The organism is Bradyrhizobium sp. KZN70725 (genome assembly GCF_055264925.1).
Map to the genome: position 1 here is coordinate 39,953 of NZ_JBUYWT010000053.1, position 14,878 is coordinate 54,830.

The 14,878-nt window shown below is 63.9% G+C and carries 10 protein-coding genes; 6 read left to right on the top strand and 4 right to left on the bottom strand.

The genetic code is table 11. From position 1 onward, the window contains the following. The first annotated feature begins 2 nt into the window (after window positions 1–2). Window positions 3–1,901 (top strand): potassium transporter Kup, encoded by a 1,899-nt coding sequence (locus ACZBJS_RS33690; RefSeq protein ID WP_410469775.1) that lies wholly within the window; start codon window positions 3–5, stop codon window positions 1,899–1,901. A 21-nt stretch (window positions 1,902–1,922) separates the two neighbouring features. Beyond that, on the top strand, window positions 1,923–2,882 hold the full coding sequence (locus ACZBJS_RS33695) for a phosphotransferase family protein (protein ID WP_463439798.1): 960 nt from the start codon (window positions 1,923–1,925) through the stop codon (window positions 2,880–2,882). An 88-nt stretch (window positions 2,883–2,970) separates the two neighbouring features. On the opposite strand, the gene ACZBJS_RS33700 is transcribed toward ACZBJS_RS33695, so the two are convergent. The 4 genes from ACZBJS_RS33700 to ACZBJS_RS33715 all read right to left on the bottom strand — a co-directional run bounded on the left by ACZBJS_RS33700 (window position 2,971) and on the right by ACZBJS_RS33715 (window position 9,020). Continuing rightward, complete coding sequence (locus ACZBJS_RS33700) at window positions 2,971–4,746, bottom strand: adenylate/guanylate cyclase domain-containing protein (protein ID WP_316397744.1); 1,776 nt, start codon at window positions 4,744–4,746, stop codon at window positions 2,971–2,973. 170 nt (window positions 4,747–4,916) lie between these two features. After that, window positions 4,917–7,643 (bottom strand): DNA gyrase subunit A, encoded by a 2,727-nt coding sequence (gene gyrA, locus ACZBJS_RS33705; protein WP_316397743.1) that lies wholly within the window; start codon window positions 7,641–7,643, stop codon window positions 4,917–4,919. A gap of 224 nt (window positions 7,644–7,867) precedes the next feature. Then, complete coding sequence (locus ACZBJS_RS33710; protein WP_229189812.1) at window positions 7,868–8,266, bottom strand: DUF2306 domain-containing protein; 399 nt, start codon at window positions 8,264–8,266, stop codon at window positions 7,868–7,870. 259 nt (window positions 8,267–8,525) lie between these two features. Next, window positions 8,526–9,020 carry a single-stranded DNA-binding protein gene (locus ACZBJS_RS33715; protein ID WP_057018508.1) on the bottom strand — a complete coding sequence of 165 codons (495 nt, stop codon included), beginning with the start codon at window positions 9,018–9,020 and terminating at the stop codon, window positions 8,526–8,528. Window positions 9,021–9,469: 449 nt separating this feature from the next. Between ACZBJS_RS33715 and ACZBJS_RS33720 the strand changes: the two genes are divergently transcribed. The 4 genes from ACZBJS_RS33720 (at window position 9,470) to ACZBJS_RS33735 (ending at window position 14,857) form a co-directional block, all read left to right on the top strand. After that, entirely contained in the window at window positions 9,470–10,216 is a 747-nt protein-coding gene (locus ACZBJS_RS33720; RefSeq protein ID WP_076828596.1) for an outer membrane protein, read from the top strand. Window positions 10,217–10,473: 257 nt separating this feature from the next. Next, window positions 10,474–11,133 (top strand): outer membrane protein, encoded by a 660-nt coding sequence (locus ACZBJS_RS33725; RefSeq protein WP_076828598.1) that lies wholly within the window; start codon window positions 10,474–10,476, stop codon window positions 11,131–11,133. A gap of 368 nt (window positions 11,134–11,501) precedes the next feature. Then, window positions 11,502–14,489, top strand: a complete 2,988-nt coding sequence (uvrA, locus tag ACZBJS_RS33730; RefSeq protein ID WP_316397742.1) for an excinuclease ABC subunit UvrA — start codon at window positions 11,502–11,504, stop codon at window positions 14,487–14,489. Window positions 14,490–14,539: 50 nt separating this feature from the next. Then, entirely contained in the window at window positions 14,540–14,857 is a 318-nt protein-coding gene (locus tag ACZBJS_RS33735) for a DUF6602 domain-containing protein (protein WP_463439800.1), read from the top strand. The last annotated feature ends 21 nt before the right edge of the window (window positions 14,858–14,878 follow it).

Consider the following 14,878-nt stretch of genomic DNA (forward strand, 5'->3'; position numbering starts at 1 on the left):
CCATCGTTTCTTCTGGCCACCCCCCGTCCAGTCCGATCCCGGTTGCCGTCACGCTCGGTGCCCTGGGCGTCGTCTATGGCGACATCGGCACCAGCCCCCTCTACGCCCTGAAGGAAGCCGCCAAGGCCGCCACCCATGGCGGTCCGCTCACCGAGAGCGCGGTGCTCGGCGTGGTCTCGCTGATCCTGTGGGCGCTGATTCTGATCATCTCGATCAAATACGCGATGCTGATCCTGCGCGCCGACAACCGCGGCGAAGGCGGCATCGTCGCGCTCTTGGCGCTGCTCTCGGCGCGCAACGCGGCGCCCGGCACCTGGCGCGCCCATCTTCTGGTGGTCGGCCTGATCGGCGCCGCCCTGCTCTATGGCGACGGCGCCATCACCCCGGCCATCTCGGTGCTGTCGGCGATCGAGGGCCTCAAGGTCGACGCGCCCTCGCTGACCCCTGCGGTGGTGCCGATCACCGTCGTGATCCTGATCGGCCTGTTCATGATGCAGAAGCAGGGCACCGGCTTCATCGGGAGGATCTTCGGTCCGGTGATGCTGTTCTGGTTCGCCGTGCTGGCAGCGCTCGGCATTCACGGCATCGTCAAGGCGCCCGGCGTGCTGGTTGCGCTGAGCCCGCTCTATGCATTCGATTTCCTGATCCATCAGGATTTCCACGTCAGCTTCGCCATCCTTGGCGCCGCCTTCCTCGCGGTGACCGGCGGTGAGGCGATGTATGCCGACATGGGGCATTTCGGCCGCTTTCCGATCCGGCTCGCCTGGTTCGCCGTCTGCCTGCCCGCTCTGGTGCTGAACTATTTCGGCCAGGCCGCGCTGTTGATCACCGATCCGACCGCGATCGAAAACCCGTTCTTCCAGCTCTCACCGGACTGGTCGCATTACCCGCTCGTGCTGCTCGCGACCATTGCCACCGTGATTGCCTCGCAGGCCATCATCTCGGGTGTGTTCTCGCTGACCCAGCAATCGATCCAGCTCGGCTTCCTGCCGCGCATGCACATCGAGCACACCACGAGCGATGCGATCGGGCAGATCTACGTGCCGCTGGTGAACTGGATGCTTGCGGCGGGGACACTCGGCGCGGTGCTCGCCTTCGGCACCTCGGACGCGCTCGCCGGCGCCTACGGCATCGCAGTGTCGCTGTTGATGGCGATCACCACGCTGCTTGCAGCGCTGGTCGCGATCCAGTGGGGCTATTCGCCGATCATCGTGATCGCGGTGAACGGCTTCTTCTTCATCATCGACGCGATCTTCTTTGCGGCGAACTCGACCAAGCTGTTCGAAGGCGGCTGGTTCCCGCTGCTGCTCGCCGCTGCGGTGGCCTTCCTGATGCTGACCTGGCGCGGCGGCGTGAAACTGGTCGAGACGGCGCGCAGCAAGCTGCGTCAGCCGGAAGAAGATCTGATCGAGACCGCGGTCAACAAGTGCCACAGCCGGCTGCCGGGCACCGCCATATTCCTCGCCTCCGCCCCTAACGGCGTGCCGCTTGCCTTGACCCAGTTCGTCAAGCACAACCACGTGCTGCACCAGCGCGTGCTGCTGGTCACCGTACAGATCGAGGAATCCCCCCGCATCCCGGACGAGGATCGCGTGGTGGTTCACGACGTCACCCCGGGCATCATCCGCGTCATCCTGCGTTACGGCTTCATGCAATATCCCACCGTTTACGAAGGGCTAAAGCTCGCCTGTCGTCAGGGCAAACTGCCCGGTCTGCGTCTGACCGATGTGACCTACTACATCGGCCGCGAGACCATCATCCCGCGGGAAGACATTCCGGGCATGTGGGTATGGCGGGAATCGCTGTTCGCGTTCCTGCAGCGCAACGCCGAACGGTCGGCGGCGTTCTTCGGCGTGCCGACCGGACAGGTCGTGGAATTCGGGACGGAGATCGAGATCTAGTCCCACAGCCCGGATGCGGACATGTCAGACGATCCGCCTCTTCAGCTGAAGCCGCGGCTGGCGATTTCGATCGATCAGGCTCAGGCGATCATCGATCGGATTGCGCCAGGCGCGCGCGTGGCAGGCATCACCGAGCTACGCGGCGGCGAGATCAGCACGATCCTCCAGATCACGCGGGCTGACGCGCCAAGCTGCATCCTCAAGGTCTACCCCGCCCAGCTGCAATGGAAGATGGCGAAGGAGGTCTATGTCCTCGGTCTTCTGCGCGACGCCGGCATTGCCATTCCCCGCATCCTCATAGCCGACGACAGCCGCGCGCTGATCGACTTCAATTTTGTGCTGATGAGCAAGCTCGACGGCGTCGTGCTCGGCAACCGCGAGGCGGCGCTGACGTATCAGGAGCTGTTTTCGATCTACGCCGCCATGGGCACGGCGCTCCGCCGTATCAATGGCATCACGTTCGACAGCTTCGGCTATATCGGCCCGCACGGCGTCTGGACGTCGTACCCGACCAACCGCGCCTACATGTCCGCGCAGTTCGAGCGGAAGCTGACCGAGTTTTGCACGCGCGGCGGGGACGAAACGCTGGCCGCGCGGCTGCGGGCCGGCATCCTGGCGCGCAGCGTCCTGCTCGACGCAACCGACACGCCCCGCCTCTGTCACTATGACTTCCACGCCGGCAACGTGCTGGTGACACCGGAGGGGCAGCCGCGTCTCACCGGCATCGTCGATTTCGAGAATGCCACCGCCGGCGATCCGCTGATGGACGTCGCCAAGGCGCTCTATTACTTCACGCCGAAGGACGCGCCGAAGCGCGACGGATTGCTCGCGGGCCACGGCACGAGCGGCCGGCCGGACTGGGAGGCCACGATCGCGCTCTACCGGCTGGCCTGCACGCTCGAGCTCTGGTGCTGGTTCGCGCAGATCGGCCGGATCGATGCCCTTCCCGCGCTCACGCGCGAACTGGAAAGCGCCGTCTAGGCCACGTTCCCACAAGCGCACCCGGCTAAGGGCTTGTCAGAGCCCGCGGGCTCCCGACGGCCGCCTCGTCGGCGCCCGCGGGCACAATTCATTCGGGCAATCCCGCCTTCCGAAGCCCCTCGATCAACAGCTGCGCGTTTGGGTACCCGCCCCTGGCGATCATTGCGGAAATTGTAAAGGCGGGATCGAGCTGAAGCAGGAGCGCCGCCGCCTCGCGCGCCTCCGCGTCGCGTCCGAGATGAGCGAACGCGGACGCGAGACAACGGTAGGCCAGCGAATAGGAGGCATTCTGGCGCCGGCATTTATTCGCTGCGGCAATGGCCTCGTCAAAGCGGCGAAGCTCGATGAAGGCCATCCCCATCCCAACAAACGTGATGGGTAGCCGCGGGTCTAACGGGCTCAGGCGGATGGCGCGTTCAAAACTCCGGACCGCTTCATCGGGAAGCCCGGCAACTCTGTAGACGCTGCCTCTGGCGGTCCATGCGCGATATGAATTCGGATTAAGAGCGACCGCCCGGTCGGCCAATTCGATCTCACTCTCACAATCGCCGACCATGTACGCCGAGGTGAGGGAAACCCAGGCTAATGTTTCCGCATCACCATCGTCGATGCTCAATGCCAGGCGAAGCAGCCGAACCGCTTCCTTGCGGTCAAATTGAGGATCGACGGCATGCCCCCAAAGGATGTTCTGCATGTGGGCGAGACCTGCCAGAGCGGCGACAAAGCCGAACCTGGGGTCAAGCTCCAATGCACGATGCGCCAGCCTGATCGCCTCGGCCAATCCTTCGCGGGTCATCAGGTAATGCTGCTGCATGGCGCGGAGATAGAAATCATAGGCGGTGAGGTTCTCTGGTCGCCGTGCCGACAGGCCGATTTCGATCTGCAGCAATTTTGGTTGAATGGCCGAGACGACGGCGACGGTCACCTCGTCCTGGAGAGCGAATATGTCCGTCAGGTCACGCTCGAACCTGTCTGCCCAGATGTGCGTTCCGGTAACCGCATCGATCAACTGCCCGGTGATGCGAACCTTCCCCGCGGCCTTGCGCACAGACCCCTCAAGGACATAGCGGACGCCGAGCCTGCGGCCGACCTCCTTGATATCGACCGCCCGGCCCTTGAAGGTAAAACTCGAATTTCGGGCGATCACGAACAGCCATTTGAAGCGCGACAGCGCCGTGATGATTTCCTCGACCATTCCGTCCGCGAAGTATTCCTGCTCGGGGTCGCCGCTCATATTCTCGAACGGCAGCACGGCGATCGACGGCTTGTCAGGGAGCGCCAGAGCTTGCGCGCTGTCGACCGGCGGCTCGATCGGGGCGCTCGCGGGATGGCCCGCGTTTATCCGCAATCGCCACGCGCGCATCGGCTCAGCAATGCTCTTCAGGTTCTGCGAGCCCATGTCCGCGAACACGGCATCGACCTTGCCGCGGATTTGACGTTGCGCATCGTCCGAGATGCAGATTCCGCCGGGCTCCGCGATCCCTTCAAGGCGGGCGGCGATATTGACGCCGTCTCCAAAGATATCGTTTTCATCGACGATGATGTCGCCGACGTGGATGCCAATGCGGAATTCGATCCGCTTGAGTTGCGGCACCGTGGCATTTCGCTCGGCCATTCCGCGCTGGACCTCAATGGCGCAACGCACCGCATCCACGACACTGCCAAACTCGGCGAGCACGCCGTCGCCCGTGTGCTTGACGACCTTGCCACGGTGTTCGCTGATCTTGGGATCAGCGAGTCCACGCAGACACTCCCTCAGCCCGACGTGTGTCCCTTCCTCGTCCAGGCCGGTCAGCCGACTATATCCGGCCACGTCAGCCGCCAGGATAGCTGCAAGCCGCCGCTCAACGCGATGATCGGTCACAACGGCCTCCCGAAATCGGTAGATCCGCCGGACCCCATCAAAGCATAGGGCGTTGCCCTTGGGCTAGGGGCGTACGGCAGGCCCGCCGGATTTCGCGGAGCCTGTCAACGGGCGCGCCTGTTGCGCGCCCGTTGGCTGCATTCGGGCTGGGGTTCTCCGAAACGGCGGCGCTAGCCGCCGTTGCCGTTCTCGCCGTTTTCCTCTTCAGGGATGTGCTCGACCGAGACCACGTGCTCATCCTCGGCGGTGTCGAACACGATCACGCCCTGGGTCGAGCGGCCGGCGACGCGGATATCGGCCACCGGGCAGCGGATCAGCTGACCCTTGTCGGTGACCAGCATGATCTGGTCGGCGTCCTCGACCGGGAACGACGCCACCAGGTTGCCGTTCCGGTTGTTGACGCTCATCGCGACGATGCCTTTGCCGCCGCGGCCGGTGGTGCGGTACTCGTAGGACGAGGTCCGCTTGCCATAGCCGTTGACGGAGACGGTCAGCACCACCTGCTCGGCCGCCGACAGTTCGGCATAGCGCTCCTGCGACAGCTGGATCGCATTCGCGGTCTCCTCGCCCTCGGCCTCGACCGGCTCCTCGGTCGCGGCCTCGCCGGCCACGGCGCGGCGCATCTTCAAATAGGCCGAGCGCTCGTCCGAGGTGGTCTCGACATGGCGCAGGATCGCCAGCGAGATCAGCTTGTCGGCCTCGGGCAGCGCAATGCCGCGCACGCCCATCGAGGTGCGGCCGGTGAAGACGCGCACTTCGGTGACCGGGAAACGGATGCACTGGCCGCCGGCGGCGGTCAGCAGCACGTCGTCATGCTCGGTGCAGATCTGGACGTCGACGATCGCCTCGCCTTCCCCGAGCTTCATGGCGATGATGCCGGAACGGCGCACGTCGACGAAGTCGGACAGCTTGTTGCGGCGAACGGTGCCTCCGGTCGTCGCGAACATCACGTCGAGATTGGCCCAGGAGGATTCATCCTCCGGCAGCGGCATGATCGTCGTGATGCGTTCGCCCTGCTCCAGCGGCAAAATGTTGATCAGCGCCTTGCCGCGCGCGTTTGGCGCGGCCATCGGCAGCCGCCAGACCTTCTCCTTGTAGACCTGGCCGCGCGACGAGAAGAACAGCACCGGCGTGTGCGTGGACGCCACGAACAGGCGCGAGACGAAATCCTCGTCGCGGGTCTGCATCCCGGCGCGGCCCTTGCCGCCGCGGCGCTGCGCCCGGTAGGTCGACAGCGGCACGCGCTTGACGTAGCCCGCATGCGACACGGTGACGACCATGTCCTCGCGCTGGATCAGGTCCTCGTCCTCGACCTCGCCTTCCTGCTCGATGATCACGGTCTTGCGCGGGGTGGCGAACTGCTGCTTCACCTCGGCCAGTTCGGTCTTGACGATGCCCTGCACGCGGGCGCGCGAGCGCAGGATATCGAGATAGTCGGCGATCTCGGCCGCCAGCTTGTCGAGCTCTTCGGAAATCTCGTCGCGGCCCAGCGCGGTCAAGCGCTGCAGGCGAAGGTCGAGGATGGCCCTGGCCTGCTCCATCGATAGCCGCAGCGTGCCGTCCTCGTTGATGCGATGCCGGGGATCGTCGATCAGCGTGATCATCGCCTCGACGTCGCGTGCCGGCCAGTCGCGTGACATCAGCGCCTCGCGCGCGGTGTTCGGATCGGGCGAGGTCCGGATGACGCGGATGATCTCATCGATGTTGGCGACCGCGATCGCAAGGCCGACCAGGATGTGGGCGCGGTCGCGCGCCTTGCCGAGCAGGAACTTGGTCCGCCGGGTCACCACCTGCTCGCGGAACGCGACGAAAATGGTGAGCAGGTCCTTCAGATTCATCGTCTGCGGACGGCCGGAATCCAGCGCCAGCATGTTAGCCGGGAAATTGGTCTGCAGCGGTGTGAATCGGTAGAGCTGGTTCAGCACCACGTCGGGCACCGCTTCGCGCTTCAGCTCGATGACGACGCGATAGCCGTCACGATCGGACTCGTCGCGCAGGTCCCCGATGCCCTCGATCTTCTTCTCTTTGACGAGATCGGCGATACGCTCGACCATCGTCGCCTTGTTCACCTGATAGGGAATCTCGGTGATGATGATCGCTTCACGGTCCTTGCGGATGGTGTCGATCGTCACCTTGCCGCGCATCACAATCGAGCCGCGGCCGAGATGGTAGGCGCTACGAATGCCCTGGCGGCCGAGGATGACGCCGCCGGTCGGGAAGTCCGGTCCGGGAATGATGTCGATCAGTTCGTCGATCGTGAGCGCCGGATTGTCGATCAGCGCCACGCAGGCATCGACGACCTCACCGAGATTGTGCGGCGGGATATTGGTCGCCATGCCGACGGCGATGCCGCCGGCGCCATTGACCAGAAGGTTCGGGAACCGGGCCGGCAGAACCGACGGCTCTTTCTCGGAGTTGTCGTAGTTCGGCTGGAAATCGACCGTTTCCATGTCGATGTCGGCCAGCACGGCGAGCGCCGCCCGGGTCAGCCGCGCTTCGGTATATCGATAGGCGGCCGGCGGATCGCCGTCGACCGAACCGAAATTGCCCTGGCCGTCGATCAGCGGCACGCGCAGTGAGAAATCCTGCGCCATGCGGACCATCGCGTCGTAAATCGACTGGTCGCCATGCGGGTGATATTTACCGATCACGTCGCCGACGACGCGGGCGGATTTGACGTATTTCTTGTCCGGCGTATGTCCCTGCTCATGCATCGAATAGAGGATGCGCCGGTGCACCGGCTTGAGCCCGTCGCGCGCATCGGGCAGCGCACGCGACACGATCACGCTCATCGCGTAATCGAGATAGGACTTCTTCATCTCGTCGAGGATGGAAACGGGACGAATATCTGAGGGTCCCGGCGGCTCGCCGGGCTTGTGGTCGTCGTTATCGGACAAAGGGGAAATCCGGTCGGTTCTACTGGGGAATCATATAGCCCATCGGAGGCCTGATAACCACCCTTGCGCGGCTCCGGCAAGCCGTTTTTCCGTTCGTTTTTTCATGCACTTACGGGGGGAGCGCCAAGGTTCCCACGGCTTGGTCGGGAAGCGCGTGGCGAATGGCGAACAGCAATGGAAAAATCCCCTATTCGCCACCCGCCATTCGCTACTTGTCTCTCCCGTCAGTGGCCGAAGACCACCGCGTGCATGATCCGCCCGGGGATGAAGGTGAACAGTCCGGCGATGAGCAGTGCGCCAAAGAAGATGCCGATCATCGTGAACCTGTGGCGGCGGACATTGTGGCTCCGTGCGGCCGTGACGCCGAGCGCCAGCATGGCGAGCGAGAAGATCGACAGCAGGTGGATCGGGCTCCAGGGACCGACCAGCTGGATCTGATGGATCCAGAACGAGCTTCCGGCGACCACCAGCATCAGGATCACCCAGATCCAGCCCAGGGTCCGGTGCGGCAGCGTGCCCTTGGGGGCGGCGAGCTGGATGGAGCCGAGCACGAAGGCGGCCATCGCGGCAAAGGCGTGGAGCGGGATCGCAGGCGCGGTGTCGAGCAATGGCGCGAGGCTCATGATGGCCGGCCCTCGGGTGAAGCTCGCGGCCAAGCATCAAATGCCGCAGCCAAATGTAAATATCATTTACATCAGGCTGTGTCAAAGTCCAGGGAACCCGCATCCCTTTGCGTCGAACCACCGACGTTCTGACAGAGAGTTACCGGGTTATCCTCATATTCCACACGAGGAAATTGCTGGTGCCGATCGCAACGACCGTTCCGGGAAATGATCTTCACGGAACGGCGCCTGACGGAATCGACGGAAGCGCGACCGCTGCTCAGAACGGGATGTCGTCGTCCATGTCGCTGTTGCGGCTGCTGCCACCACCCGCGGCGACGGCGCGGCGCGGCGCCGAGCTGACCGGTCCGGCCGAACCGAAATCGCTGCCGCCATCATCGGAGAAGCTGCTGCCCCCACCGCCACGCCCGTCGAGCATGGTGAGGTTGGAGTTGAAGCCCTGCAGCACGACTTCGGTCGAGTACTTCTCGACGCCGCTCTGGTCGGTCCATTTGCGGGTCTGCAACTGCCCCTCGATGTACACCTTGGCGCCCTTCTTCAGATACTGCTCGGCGACCTTGCAGAGGCCCTCGTTGAAGATCACGACGCGGTGCCACTCTGTCTTTTCCTTGCGCTCGCCGGTGCCCTTGTCGCGCCAGGTTTCCGAGGTGGCGATGGAAAGGTTTGCGATCGGACGGCCGTCCTGCGTCCGCCGGATTTCCGGATCCTTGCCGAGGTTTCCCACCAGGATCACCTTGTTCACGCTTCCCGCCATCGCATCATCTCCACTCAAAAACCGGGCGTCCGGACATTCGGCCGCCACTCTCAACCTTCGCCACTTACGTCGCAGGCGTCGTGGATGACCCTATACGCCGGTGCCGGCTCGCCGCCTTTGCCGTCGCGCCGGTTATCCACGATATTCGAGATATAGCATCGGATCCGGCGTCGTTCCAGTTTTGTTCGCCACAACCATCCGTAGAAGCGGCCAGTGCCGTCGGAGCGGCAGTCGATCTCGGTGCAGGCCGACGCTCGGCAGCAAGATTTAGGAGAATAACAAACAAATCAGCAGCTTGCCTTATCGATACTTCTCCCGCGAGTGTTGCATTTGGGAGACTGCGTTTGCGGTTGAATCAGCGTATAGCTCCAACCATGGCGCGGGCGCTCGCGTCTGGGATCGTGCTTCGGGACCGTTTGGAAGCCGATCGGGGTGCTGGGGGATTGATAATGAAGAAGTTTTTGCTCGGTACGGTTGCTCTGATTGCGTTTGCTGCGCCTGCCGCGGCTGCCGATCTCGCTGCGCGCCCGTACACCAAGGCGCCGCCGCCCGTGGTTGCCCCGATCTATGACTGGACCGGCTTCTACATCGGCGCCAACGGCGGCTGGGGCTCGAGCCACAATTGCTGGGACCAGCTCCCGGCCGGCATCTTCCTCGCATCAGATGGTTGCCATGATGCAACCGGCGGCGTCGCCGGTGGCCAGATCGGTTATCGCTGGCAGGCTGGCGCCTGGGTGTTCGGCCTCGAAGCGCAGGGCGACTGGGCTGACCTGAAGGGCAGCAACAACAGCGCGATCTTCCCGGGCCTGTTCACCAACCAGTCCAAGATCGACGCGTTCGGCCTGTTCACCGGCCAGATCGGTTACGCCGTCAACAACGTGCTGCTCTACGCCAAGGGCGGCGCGGCGCTGACCGACAACCGCTTCAACACCTACTTCACCCCAACCGGCGTGCTGGTCGGCAGCGCCAGCGACACCCGCTGGGGCGGCACCGTCGGCGCCGGCATCGAAGTCGGCTTCGCGCCGAACTGGACCGCGGGCATCGAATACGACCACCTGTTCATGCAGGACAAGACCTATAACCTGATCGCCCCCAACGGCACGCTGAACAGCACCATCCGCGATCGCCAGGACGTCGACCTCGTTACCGTCCGCGTGAACTACAAGTGGGGTGGTCCGGTCGTCGCGCGCTATTGATCGCGCCAGGCCGATTGATCCAGACGAAAGGCCGGCCTCGCGCCGGCCTTTTTGTTTGCGCGCCTGTTTGTGCGCCGGCTTTTTCGTTGCGTGTGCACGCGCACCTCACCGGGGCCGTTTTCGGTGCGTTGTGGTTTCGCGGATACACACGTTCCGGCATTTCTCTGTAAAGCACCAGCACGTCACGCGACACTGCTGTGACGCTCTCTTCAAGATATCTGAAGGGACAACAAGAAAATGGGACTGGGACTTTGAAAATGAGGACTGTTTTGCTGGCCTCGGCCGGCATGTTTGCACTGAGCGCTTTTGCACCGGCAATGGCCGCCGACATGGCGGCACGCGCGCCTTACGTGAAGGCTCCGCCGCCGGCCGCGATCTACAACTGGACCGGCTTCTACGTCGGTGGCTTCGGCGGCTACGCCAGCGAGAACTCCGGCACCCCGAGCATGGAAGGCGGCTTCGGCGGCGGCACCATCGGCTACAACTGGCAAGCCGGCAACATCGTGTACGGCCTCGAGGTCGACGCCGCAGGCGCTGACATCGACGCATCGGTCTCCGCGCTCGGCGTCACCGCCCGCAGCAAGATCGACTCGCTCGGCACCGTGCGCGGCCGCCTCGGCTTCGCCGTCGACAAGGTGCTGTTCTATGGCACCGGCGGTTACGCCTGGGCCAACAACGAGGTCAGCGTCACCGCGCTCGGCGTGACCGCCTCGCAGAGCAACTTTCACTCCGGCTGGACCGTCGGCGCCGGCGTCGAGGCGTTCATCGCGCCGCAGTGGTCGATCAAGGGCGAATACCTGTATCGCAGCCTCGACAGCGAGAACTATTTCGGCGTGCCGTCCGGTACGCTCGAGCTGCACAGCGCCCAGTTCGGCGTCAACTATCACTTCGGCGGCCCGATCGTCGCCAAGTACTAAGCCTGAGCGAATTGCCTGACCGCCATCGGCGGTCAGATCGCACTGAAAGGCCGGCCTAACGCCGGCCTTTTTGCGTAAGCGCGTTTTCGAGCGAAGTGAATTGCGGTTCGCGTCAAGAAAACGCGTCACAGCAGGAATCCAGAGCTCCCGTTCCGATCCCATCGAAGCGGGAAAAGGCTCTAGCGGAACCGGCGCTGCTGACGGCTGCTGCCATCAGGCAAACTATCCGTTGATGGACGCGACTCAGCACTGGAAATTGTCCACCGTTCTTCCTACGTTCCAGTCTTCACACCCCATCGGCGCAAGGTCCCGGCATCACCGGCGATGCGCGCCCAAAAGGCGCCAAGCATGCGCCCGGAACTGTCGCTATGGATGAAGTGCTCAAGGCGAAGCGCCAACAGAACGCCGGCTCCTCATCGCGCGCCATCACGATCCGTGGCGCGCGCGAACACAATCTGAAGAACATCGACGTCGAGATTCCCCGCGACAAGCTCGTGGTGTTCACCGGCCTGTCCGGCTCCGGCAAATCGTCGCTCGCGTTCGACACCATCTATGCCGAGGGCCAGCGCCGCTACGTCGAATCGCTGTCGGCCTATGCGCGCCAGTTCCTCGAGATGATGCAGAAGCCGGATGTCGACCAGATCGACGGCCTGTCGCCGGCGATCTCGATCGAGCAGAAGACCACGTCGAAGAACCCGCGCTCCACCGTCGGCACCGTCACCGAGATCTACGACTACATGCGCCTGCTCTGGGCGCGCGTCGGCGTGCCCTATTCGCCGGCCACCGGCCTGCCGATCGAGAGCCAGATCGTCTCGCAGATGGTCGACCGCGTGCTGGCGCTGCCGGAAGGCACCCGCCTCTATCTGCTGGCGCCGGTCGTGCGAGGTCGCAAGGGCGAGTACAAGAAGGAGCTCGCCGAGTACCTCAAGAAGGGCTTTCAGCGCGTCAAGATCGACGGCACCTTTTACGAACTGTCCGAGGCGCCGGCGCTCGACAAGAAATTCCCGCACGACATCGACGTCGTGGTCGACCGCATCGTGGTGCGTCCCGACCTCGCCCAGCGCCTCGCGGAAAGCTTTGAGACCGCGCTGAAGCTCGCCGAGGGCCTCGCCGTGATTGAATATGCCGACGCGCCGGCGGCGGCCGCCCAGGACGACAAGAAAGAGGACAAGAAGAAAACCGCCAAAATCCACGACAAGAGCGGGCCCGAGCGCATCCTGTTCTCGGAGAAGTTCGCCTGCCCGGTCTCCGGGTTCACGATCCCCGAGATCGAGCCGCGCCTGTTCTCGTTCAACAACCCCTATGGCGCCTGTCCGGCCTGCGGCGGCCTCGGCGTCGAGCAGCATATCGACGAGGACCTGGTCATCCCCGACAAGGAGCTGACCTTGCGCAAGGGCGCGATCGCGCCCTGGGCGAAATCATCCTCGCCCTACTACATCCAGACCCTGACCGCGCTCGGCAAGCACTACAAGTTCACGCTCGACACCAAGTGGAAGGACCTCACCAAGAAGGTCCAGAACGCGCTGCTGCACGGCTCCGGCGACGACGAGATCAAGTTCTCCTATGAGGACGGCGTCCGCTCCTACGACACCAAGAAGCCGTTCGAGGGCGTCATCACCAACATCAACCGCCGCTACCGCGAGACCGAGAGCGAGTGGGCGCGCGAGGAGCTCGGCAAGTATTTCTCCGACGTGCCCTGCGCCGGCTGCAACGGCCACCGGCTGAAGCCGGAGGCGCTGTGCGTCAAGATCGGCGGCAAGCATATCGGCGAGATCTCCGAGCTCTCGGTGAAGCGCGCCGGCGAATGGTTCGAGACGGTGCCGGAGGCGCTGAACGCGCAGCAGAACGAGATCGCAACGCGGATCCTGAAGGAGATCCGCGAGCGCCTGACCTTCCTGCTCGACGTCGGCCTGAACTACCTGACGCTGTCGCGCTCCTCCGGCACGCTGTCGGGCGGCGAGAGCCAGCGCATCCGCCTCGCCTCGCAGATCGGCTCGGGCCTCACCGGCGTGCTCTACGTGCTGGACGAGCCGTCGATCGGCCTGCACCAGCGCGACAATGCCCGCCTGCTCGACACCCTCAAGAGACTCCGCGACCTCGGCAATACCGTGGTCGTGGTCGAGCATGACGAGGACGCGATCCGCCTCGCCGACTATGTGCTCGATATCGGGCCCGGCGCCGGCATGCATGGCGGCCACATCGTGGCCGAAGGCACGCCCGACCAGATCATGCGCAACCCGAAATCGCTGACCGGCAAGTACCTCACCGGCGAGCTTTCGGTGCCCGTGCCCGACCGGCGGCCGCCGAACCATCGGCGCACCATCAAGGTCGTCAACGCCCGCGGCAATAACCTCAAGAACGTCTCGGCCGAGATCCCGCTCGGCCTGTTCACCTGCGTCACCGGCGTCTCCGGCGGCGGCAAATCGACGCTGCTGATCGACACGCTCTACAAGTCGATCGCGCGCAAGCTGAACAACGCCAGCGAGGGCGCCGCGCCACACGACCGCATCGAGGGCCTCGAGCACATCGACAAGATCATCGACATCGACCAGTCGCCGATCGGCCGCACGCCACGTTCGAACCCCGCGACCTATACCGGCGCGTTCACGCCGATCCGCGAATGGTTCGCCGGTCTGCCCGAGGCGAAGGCGCGCGGCTACGAGCCCGGGCGCTTCTCCTTCAACGTCAAGGGCGGCCGCTGCGAGGCCTGCCAGGGCGACGGCGTCATCAAGATCGAGATGCACTTCCTGCCCGACGTCTACGTCACCTGCGACACCTGCAAGGGCAAGCGCTACAACCGCGAGACCCTCGAGGTGCTGTTCAAGGGCAAGAGCATCGCCGACGTGCTCGACATGACCGTCGAGGAAGCCGCCGAGTTCTTCAAGGCGGTGCCGCGCGTGCGCGAGACGTTCCAGACCCTGCACCGCGTCGGCCTCGACTACATCCATGTCGGCCAGCAGGCGACGACGCTGTCGGGCGGCGAAGCCCAGCGCGTCAAGCTGGCGAAGGAGCTGTCAAAGCGCGCCACCGGCCGCACGCTCTACATCCTGGACGAGCCGACCACCGGCCTGCACTTCCACGATGTCGCAAAACTGCTCGAGGTGCTGCACGAGCTGGTCGCCCAGGGCAACACGGTTGTCGTGATCGAGCACAATCTCGAAGTCATCAAGACCGCCGACTGGGTGATCGACCTCGGCCCCGAAGGCGGCGACGGCGGCGGCGAGATCGTCGCCTGGGGCCCGCCGGAAGACATCGTCAAGGCGCCGCGCAGCTACACCGGCAAGTTTTTAGCCCCGGTGCTGAAGAAGGCGAACAGCAAGCCAAGGAAGAGCTCAGCGAGCGAGGCGGCGGAGTAGTTAGGACATTGCCGGGTCAAATTGTGAAAAAGCACGACTTCTTCAATTTGATGAGTGCAGTGAAGGAGTCGCTCAACAGCGCCTATCTTAGAATAAGAGCCCGAAGTAAGGATGATCCAGGAACGGCAGGCGATCAGGCCGAGGAGGACTGGGCCGAAATCCTGCGCGATTGGCTGCCCGCAACCTACCGAATTGTTACAAAGGGAAGGATATTGTTCGCGGATGGCTCATCCAGTCCGCAGGTGGACATATTAGTTCTCACTCCATCATATCCGCGCGGCCTAGGACCGATCGACATTCATTGCATCCAGATCATTGCGGCAGCGAGATGGATGAAGCCGGTAAAGTTGTCAGATCGCCTGTCATAACGGGTTGCCAAGCGTCGGAAG

Coding starts and splice junctions, on each gene's coding strand:
- ACZBJS_RS33695 (WP_463439798.1), top strand. CDS start 1,923: ATGTCAGACGATCCGCCTCTTCAGCTGAAGCCGCGGCTGGCGATTTCG.
- ACZBJS_RS33710 (WP_229189812.1), bottom strand. CDS start 8,266: ATGAGCCTCGCGCCATTGCTCGACACCGCGCCTGCGATCCCGCTCCAC.
- ACZBJS_RS33715 (WP_057018508.1), bottom strand. CDS start 9,020: ATGGCGGGAAGCGTGAACAAGGTGATCCTGGTGGGAAACCTCGGCAAG.
- ACZBJS_RS33720 (WP_076828596.1), top strand. CDS start 9,470: ATGAAGAAGTTTTTGCTCGGTACGGTTGCTCTGATTGCGTTTGCTGCG.
- ACZBJS_RS33725 (WP_076828598.1), top strand. CDS start 10,474: ATGAGGACTGTTTTGCTGGCCTCGGCCGGCATGTTTGCACTGAGCGCT.
- uvrA (WP_316397742.1), top strand. CDS start 11,502: ATGGATGAAGTGCTCAAGGCGAAGCGCCAACAGAACGCCGGCTCCTCA.
- ACZBJS_RS33735 (WP_463439800.1), top strand. CDS start 14,540: ATGAGTGCAGTGAAGGAGTCGCTCAACAGCGCCTATCTTAGAATAAGA.